This window comes from Lactobacillus porci, from assembly GCF_009695985.1.
GTDB classification, from domain to species: domain Bacteria; phylum Bacillota; class Bacilli; order Lactobacillales; family Lactobacillaceae; genus Lactobacillus; species Lactobacillus absianus.
In genome coordinates, this window is record NZ_VUMX01000045.1 from 1 (window position 1) to 7,716 (window position 7,716).

The following is a 7,716-nucleotide window of genomic DNA, read 5'->3' on the forward strand; positions in this document are numbered from 1 at the left end:
CTGGAAGCCTATTTACCATGGGCTGAGAATGTTCAGCTACACTGTAAGTGAAGTCCCATAAACTGATTAATCCCATCTTAGCATTGCTAGGATGGGATTTTAATATACCGCGATATTGGGCGCTTACACTTTGACGGGGACGTCCTCTTCTACAAGGGGCGGATCGGCTTCCAGATCAAGTTCAACGGCTACCGGATCGAGCTGGAAGAAATCAACTTCTACATGAGTCAGCTGCCGATCGTCCGCCACGCCGTGGCCGCGCCAATCTACAAGAAGGACCACACCATCAAGCAACTGGTGGCCGTGATTGAGCTCAACTCGGGCGTGGCCCGCAAGTACACCGAAGGCGCTTTGACCAAGATGATCCGGGAGGGCCTGGAAAAGGACGTCATGCCGTACATGATTCCGCAGCGCTACATCTACCAAGATGCCCTGCCAATCTCCCAAAACGGTAAGGTGGACATCAAAGCGGTCATCAAGGAGGTTAACAGAGCGTGATCAATCTGCAGCCTTACGAAAATCCGCAATACTTTATCTACCTGCTGCTGGCCCTGCTGCCGCTGATCATTGGCCTGTATTTTGGCAAGCGGTTCAAGACTTATGAAGCCATCGTTTCCTTGGCTTTCATCTTCCTGATCTTTGACGCTGACAAGTGGGTTCAAGGGGTAACCCTGATCTGCTACATCGTCTACCAATTCCTGGTGACCTTTGCCTACCAGCATTACCGGCGAAAGACAGGGAAGGGCAACAAGACCTGGGTCTTCTGCCTGGCCGTGATTCTGGCCATCCTGCCCGTAGCCGCGGTAAAAATCTGGCCGGTCGTCCCCCACAAGCCGGGGCTTGACCTGGGTTTCTTGGGCATTTCCTACCTGACCTTCAAGACGGTTCAGGTGGTCATGGAATTGCGCGACGGGACGATCAAGAAAGTCGATCCGGTCATGTACGTCCGCTTCCTGCTGTTCTTCCCGACCATCTCCAGCGGCCCAATCGACCGCTACCGCCGCTTTGCCAAGGACTTTGACAAGGCGCCGAGCCGGGAGGACTACATCAAGGACCTGGGCTACGCGGTCAGATACCTGTTCCAGGGTTTTTTGTACAAGTTCCTGTTGGGCTGGTACTTCGGCAGCCAGCTGCTGCCGTACCTGAAGCTTCAAGCCATCACGATGGGGAAGGGGAACTTCTTGCACCTGTCCTGGTGGCTGCTGGGCGTCATGTACTGCTACTCCATGTACCTGTTCTTTGACTTTGCGGGCTACTCCTTGTTTGCTGTGTCCATCTCCTATTTCATGGGGATTCACACGCCGATGAACTTCAACAAGCCTTTTGCCGCTCACAATATCAAGGAATTCTGGAACCGCTGGCACATGACCTTGTCCTTCTGGTTCAGAGACTTTATCTTCATGCGCTTTACCTTCTTCGCGATGAAGAAGCGCTTGATCAAGAACCGGATCCGCCTGTCCCATGTAGCCTACCTGGTCAACTTCATGGTGATGGCCGTCTGGCACGGCTTGACCTGGTACTATATCGTCTATGGTCTCTACCACGCCCTGGCCATCATCATCAACGACATCTGGCTCCGCTTCAAGAAGAAGCACAAGCTGGTCAAGCACACTCGGTTCACGGAAGCCGTGGCCATTTTCGTGACCTTCAACGCGGTCTGCCTCAGCTTCCTGATCTTCTCGGGCTTCTTGAACAATTTGTGGTTCAACGTGCCTTTGGGCAAGTAGGGGAAGACTTTTTAAAGTATAATGTTAGCGATAAGTCAAAAAAGAAAATAGAGAAAGAGGAATATTATGGATATCAAAGAACAAATTGTTGAAATTTTGAAAGATTCTACTGGCGAAGACTTCTCCGACAACATGGACCAAGAACTCTACGAAAGCGGGATTATGGACTCCATGTCAACGGTGCAGATGCTGCTGACCTTGCAAGAGACTTTTGACATTACCGTTCCCGTTTCCGAATTCAACCGTGACGACTGGAACACGCCAAACAAGCTGATTGAACAGGTAAAGCAGCTGCAAGATGAAGAATAGTAAGCAACTCTGGCTGATTTTCGGGCCAGTCATCTGTGCCGCCCTGCTGGCGGTCGGCCTGCTGTCCATTCCATGGGAGCGGACCTTCTCTGCCGGCAGTCTCTACCAGGCCGCCGCTTCCCAGACAGCGACCGTCTTTAAAGGCAAGACCATGCGGCAGAAGGCCTATAAGCAGGGCTACGTGCCTTTTTATGGGTCCAGTGAGCTGTCCCGTTTTGACAACATGCACCCAACGGTTCTGGCGACCAAGTACAAGCGGGACTACATGCCCTTCCTGCTAGGGGGACCAGGCAGCCAGTCGCTGTCGCAGTACTTGGGGATGCAAGGGGCCGCGTCCAAGAAGGCCGTCATGATCATTTCTCCTCAGTGGTTCACCGCTGAAGGGCAAGATCCATCCGCCTTCACGATCTATTATTCACCGCTGCACGCGGCTGACTTCCTGCTGAAGGCCCAGGATACCGAAGAAGACCGTTACGCGGCTAGACGCCTATTGCAGATGCCAAGCGTCAAGGACAGCCATTTGATCTACAATGCCGCCCTGCGCGTGGCCGCGGGCCTGCCAGTCTCGAAGACCCAGCGGGCGCTGCTGATCTGGCGGCGCCGGATGCTGGCTAATGAAGACACCTTTTTCACTTCCCTGCAATTGCGCGACCGCCTGCCAAAGATCAAGCAACAGGGGGCCAAGCTGCCAAAGACCTACTCTTATGCAGGCTTGAAGGCAGCTTCGGAAAAAGAGGCGGCTCAGAACACCAAGTCCAACCGCTTTGGGATCCGGGACAGCTTCTACAAGCGCCGGCTGAATGCCCGCTTGCTGCGCAAGCTGAAGGGCAGCCAGAAGAAGTTCGACTACATTGAGTCGCCGGAATATTCTGACTTTGAACTGATGCTGGACCAGTTTGCCCAAGACCGGACCCAGGTTCTGTTCATCATTCCGCCAGTCAACGCTAAGTGGCGCAAGTACACGGGCCTGTCGCAGAAGATGTATGAGGAAGCCACGGCCAAGATGAAGTATCAAATGACTTCCCAGGGCTTCACCAACATCATCGACCTGACCAAGGACGGCGGCAAGAAGTACTTCATGGAAGACACCATCCACTTGGGCTGGAACGGCTGGCTGACCATGGACCAGGCCGTGCGGCCTTTCATGGCCAAGAAGTACGTGGCGCCAAGCTACTACCTGGATGACTACTACTACACCCGGGGATGGCGTGAGCGCAAGCAGGTGCCGGCAACCAGCCTGACCAACAAGCAGGTTCTGGCCAGATTGCGCAGCAAATAAGATCCTGATTTGCCTCCGAACCCAGAAGAGGATATACTTTAACTATGTCATTGCTCTAGCTGATATTTTTCTTCGGTAGCAAAATATCGCTTATCTGTGGTTTGCTTTGACATGCACTGTGAGAGCCTGATTCCGATGTTGGTGGAATCAGGCTTTTTTGTAAAAAAATAAAGGCAGTCTCCAGATTGGAGACTGCCTTTTAGCGTGGCGGCGTTTCTTAGCCATCGATCCACTGGTCGAAGCTGGCGTTCAGGAACTGATCGATCCGGCCTTCAGTGGCGTCGCTTTCGCTGAGAACCCGGGTGATTTCGCTCTTCTTCATCTTCTTGAGCAGGTAGGCCCGCAATGCCGCGTTGATGACCGTATCCAAGTCGGTGTCGGTCTTTTCCATGTACTCGCGGGTTAAGGCTTCAAGATCATCGTTGAGTTTGCATTTGTGTTTTGCCATGGTGATGCCTCCATTCTCTTGTTGCGTTAATTATATCATGACCGCCGGCGTGGCTAACATGACGACTTTTTTGCTAAAAATTGATCTAGATCAAGGTCTTTGTGACAAAAAGTAAGTAAACTAAAGATATGAACGGATGGAAATCCAGAATTTTTCAATACGGAGGACATGACCATGACTGTAAAAATTACTTTTAGTCCGGAAGCAGCGGCGGCTTTGACCAGCAAACTGGGGGACCGGAAGGTCGTCCTGCTGGCCCTCAACGACGGGTCCAACCAGTATTCTCTCCAAGGCGGGACTTGCACGATCGGTGCCAGCTTCCAATTCGTCTTGCTTGATGAAAAGGACCCAAGCTACAACATCAAGCTTGCCAACGACTTGGGGCTGGATTTGTACACCGCGGAAGCAGAAATGGGCTTTTTGGACGATAACCTGAGCGTCGGCGCCAAGTACGGGATGCTGTCGCTGTCAGGGGACTCAGGCCTGATTGACAGCGCGGTGAAGATCAACCGCTACGTGCCAAGCGCGCTGACTGCCGAACAAGTCAAAAACGGGGTCAGCTGCTAAAGTCAAACAAATCAACAATAATATTTTTTAACATCTCTCCAAGCCAAGGCCAACGGGCCTTGGTTTTTTGTGTGGCTGAGAGTGTGGGAAAAGTCTCCAACTTCGCAACTTAATGACAATTTGCCTACAAGTGTTTAAATTTTTTCGCGAATGATTGACCAGGGCCAGGAAGAGGAGTAATATGACAGCATGTCATATGACACGGTGTCATATCATTGATTACGGAGGTAAGAACTTTGCCAGTATTGGAACTCAAGAACGTCAAGAAGTTCTACAAGATGCCCGGCGGGGGGCGGTTTGAAGCCCTGCACGGGGTCAGCGCCAAATTCAATGCCGGGGAAATGGTCGCCATTGTCGGCGAATCCGGTTCCGGCAAGTCCACCCTGATGAACACCATCGGTGGCCTGGACTCGGATTTTGAAGGGGAAATTCTCTACGAGGGGAAGAACCTGCGCGACTTCTCGACCAAGGAAATGGTCAATTACCACAAGAAGAGCATTGGCTTTATTTTTCAAAACTTCAACCTGATCCCGCACTTGGACTTGATCGACAACGTGTCGATCGCCATGACCCTGTCCAACGTCGGTGAAGATTTCCGCCGTCAGCGGGCCAAGGACCTGCTCAAGCAGGTTGGTCTGGAAGAGCACATGTACAAGAAGCCGGACCAGCTTTCCGGCGGGCAGAAGCAGCGGGTAGCCATTGCCCGGGCTTTGGTCAACGACCCAGACGTGATTATCGCCGATGAGCCAACTGGTGCCTTGGACGCGGAAACGACCGATGTCATCCTGGACATGATCCGGGACATTGCCGTTGAAGGCAAGCTGGTCTTGATGGTCACCCACTCGGAAAAAGTTGCCGCGCACTGCAGCCGGGTTCTGCGCATCGACCGCGGGCAGATCGTGGACGACCATGAGCAAAAGCCGATCGAGCACCAGCAGATTGACCGAGAGAATATCGTGGTCCACAACATGAGCCTGTGGAAGGCCATCAAGCTGGCTTTCAAGAACATGAAGGCCAAGTTTGGGCGAAACGCCCTGGTGGCTACGGGCATGGGGATCGGGATCATGTCCGTGATCCTGATGCTCAGCCTGGGCAAGGGGGTTACCTCTTATGTCAGCGGACAGATGAACACCTACTCTAACCCGCTGGTGGCTGAAATTCAGAAGACCTCATCGCAAAAGATGCAGCAAAAGAAGATGCAGGATGTGCAAAAAGGCGATTCAGCCGCCCTGGCCAAGCAGCAGCAGGAGAACATGAACTCCCTGTCCGGGACCAGTGCTACGAATTCTTTTAGCAGCAAAGACCTGCGCAAGCTGAAGCGGATCAAGCACGTCAAGAAGCTGCAGAAGGGCTATACCGCCATTTCCCTGGGGACCAACCAGATCAGCTATAAGAAAAAGCGGGCGACCTTGATCTACTTGAAGACGGTCAACGATGCCATCGCCAAGTCGGAAATCAAGCATGGCCGCTTGCCAAAAGCTGGCAAGGACGAGGTCATGATCGACAACGGGACGGCTGAGACCCTGGGCAAGCACATGATTGGCAAGACCATCAAAGCCCACCTGCAGCTGGGCACGAAAACGATCGACAAGAAGGTCAAGGTCGTAGGCACCTATGAGCAAGCCGGCAATAGCGGCAGCATGAGCACGATCCTGCTGCCATATTCCGACCTGAAGCAGCTGTTTAAGGACAACGGGCTGACCTTGAAGCCAAACGTGGTCTACCTGACTTCCAGTGAGCAGAAGTACACGGAAGCAATCAAGACCAAGGCCAAGGACCTGGGCTTTGCTGGCTCCATGCAGGAGCAGATGACCCAGATGTTTGACAGCATCCTGTCCGTTTTGACCTACGTCTTGACGGCGATTGCTGCAGTTTCCCTGGTCGTTTCCGCGATCATGATCCTGGTCGTCTTGAACATTTCCGTTGTTGAAAGAACCCAGGAAATCGGGGTCATGAAGGCTCTGGGCGCCCGCCGCAAGGACATCCGCCGGATCTTCTCCAGCGAAGCCTTCTTGATCGGTCTGGGCTCTGGGATCGTCGGGGTGCTTTTGACCTGGCTGCTCAGCCTGGCCATCAACCATTACACCATTTCGGCCTTCAAGGCAGCCGTCGTAACCTTGACCCCGCAATACGCTTTGACCGGGGTGGTCGTCAGCGTGGTTATCAGCATGATTGCCGGCATCCTGCCATCCAACCATGCTTCCAAGCTGGATCCAGTTGACGCCCTGCGGAAGGAATAGCTCATGCCAAAGCAGACTTTTTTCAACCTGCCGGCGGAAAAAAGAAAGCGCGTCATCGACGCGGCTAAAGAAGTGTTTTACCACACCAGCTACGAGGAAGCCTCAATCAATCAGGTCATCAAGCTGGCTGGGATTCCCCGCGGCAGCTTTTACCAGTATTTTGATGATAAAGCGGATCTATATGGCTTTTTGTGTCACCGGATTGCCTTCCGCTTGCTGAAGCAGTTAAAGGATGCAGTCTGGAAAGCCGACTACGACCTGTTTCAAGCCAGCCGGACCGTTTTGCCGGTGTGGCTGAAGGAGATCTTCTATGGGAAGGACGCGGAATTCTTTTACCGGATGATGGACGCGATGTCCCGCCGGCAGATGCCGCACGCGCATCGCCAAGCCGACAAGGAGCTGCTCAGTCCGGAAGAGACCAAGCAGGCCGCCGAAAAGCTGGCAATCCCCGAGGCGGACGTAAAGTACCTGGTCCAGGAACTGTTCATGACCTATGTCAGCGTCATTTCTGCCGGGGTCAAGAGCTATGAAGCCGGGGAGAAGGTCGACTTGGGCCAGCTGGATCAGCTTTTGGACCGGCGGATCGGCTATCTGGAGCACGGTTTTAAAAAGGCAGAGTAGCAGATTAAGAATAAGTACCGTAATTTAACGCAAGCAGCTTGCGAATGAGTCAGGAATTTATTTTCTGGCTCATTTTTTTGATATTTTTTTCAAAAAAATCGCGAATTTTTTCAAGCAAAAAAGGGCTGAAAACGAACTAAAATTTCTTTAAAAAGGTCATTCAGACTTAAATTAAGTCCAAAAAGCCAAATCAAACGATTGCCAAAATAACAACGCTTCCCCGCGTTCACATGATAATCCGGACAAAAAAGCAAATTTGACGAACCAATTAAAAAAAGGTAAAGTATTATTTGTTCGCGAGGGAAAACCGAAGCGCTTTCCTGAGGAAACAAAATCTTAAAAAAGATGTTGACAAAGATTTATCATCTTGCTAACATATAAAACGTTGCGTCGCCGAGAGGCAAGCAACGGTTGGTACTTTGAAAACTGAACAAAGTTTCGCAGTGTGCGGGTTCAAGTTTACTTGAATCCAAACAAATAAGCGAAGTCAATTCGCAAGCAATAATCTGGAGCAGATTAAAAAGA

The 7,716-nt window shown here is 51.9% G+C and carries 7 protein-coding genes and 1 pseudogene; 7 read left to right on the forward strand and 1 reads right to left on the reverse strand.

Annotated elements, in window-relative coordinates; all coding sequences use genetic code 11:
• Positions 1-129: 129 nt before the first annotated feature.
• The 4 genes and pseudogenes from FYJ62_RS09845 to dltD all read left to right on the forward strand — a co-directional run.
• Positions 130-498, forward strand: a pseudogene (locus FYJ62_RS09845) (D-alanine--poly(phosphoribitol) ligase subunit DltA); the annotation flags it as partial.
• Entirely contained in the window at positions 495-1,727 is a 1,233-nt protein-coding gene (gene dltB / locus FYJ62_RS09850; protein WP_326832035.1) for a D-alanyl-lipoteichoic acid biosynthesis protein DltB, read from the forward strand. The pseudogene FYJ62_RS09845 and the gene dltB, both read left to right, overlap by 4 nt.
• Before the next feature lie 66 nt (positions 1,728-1,793).
• The gene (gene dltC, locus FYJ62_RS09855; RefSeq protein WP_154549509.1) at positions 1,794-2,036 is read left to right on the forward strand and encodes a D-alanine--poly(phosphoribitol) ligase subunit DltC; all 243 of its coding nucleotides are present in this window, start codon (positions 1,794-1,796) and stop codon (positions 2,034-2,036) included.
• Positions 2,026-3,315, forward strand: coding sequence for a D-alanyl-lipoteichoic acid biosynthesis protein DltD (gene dltD, locus FYJ62_RS09860; RefSeq protein WP_154549510.1), 1,290 nt, complete (start codon positions 2,026-2,028; stop codon positions 3,313-3,315). Before dltC ends, dltD begins: the two co-directional genes overlap by 11 nt.
• 217 nt (positions 3,316-3,532) lie before the next feature.
• Here dltD and FYJ62_RS09865 read toward each other — a convergent pair whose 3' ends face one another.
• Positions 3,533-3,763: a hypothetical protein gene (locus FYJ62_RS09865; protein ID WP_154549511.1), complete on the reverse strand. Its 231-nt coding sequence runs from the start codon at positions 3,761-3,763 to the stop codon at positions 3,533-3,535.
• Positions 3,764-3,937: 174 nt separating this feature from the next.
• Here FYJ62_RS09865 and FYJ62_RS09870 point away from each other — a divergent pair, with 174 nt between their 5' ends.
• The 3 genes from FYJ62_RS09870 (at position 3,938) to FYJ62_RS09880 (ending at position 7,191) form a co-directional block, all read left to right on the forward strand.
• Positions 3,938-4,330, forward strand: a complete 393-nt coding sequence (locus FYJ62_RS09870; protein ID WP_154549512.1) for an iron-sulfur cluster biosynthesis family protein — start codon at positions 3,938-3,940, stop codon at positions 4,328-4,330.
• Between the two features lie 236 nt (positions 4,331-4,566).
• A complete protein-coding gene (locus FYJ62_RS09875; RefSeq protein ID WP_154549513.1) occupies positions 4,567-6,570 on the forward strand; it encodes an ABC transporter ATP-binding protein/permease in 2,004 nt (667 codons plus the stop codon).
• 3 nt (positions 6,571-6,573) lie between these two features.
• Entirely contained in the window at positions 6,574-7,191 is a 618-nt protein-coding gene (locus FYJ62_RS09880) for a TetR/AcrR family transcriptional regulator (protein WP_154549514.1), read from the forward strand.
• The last annotated feature ends 525 nt before the right edge of the window (positions 7,192-7,716 follow it).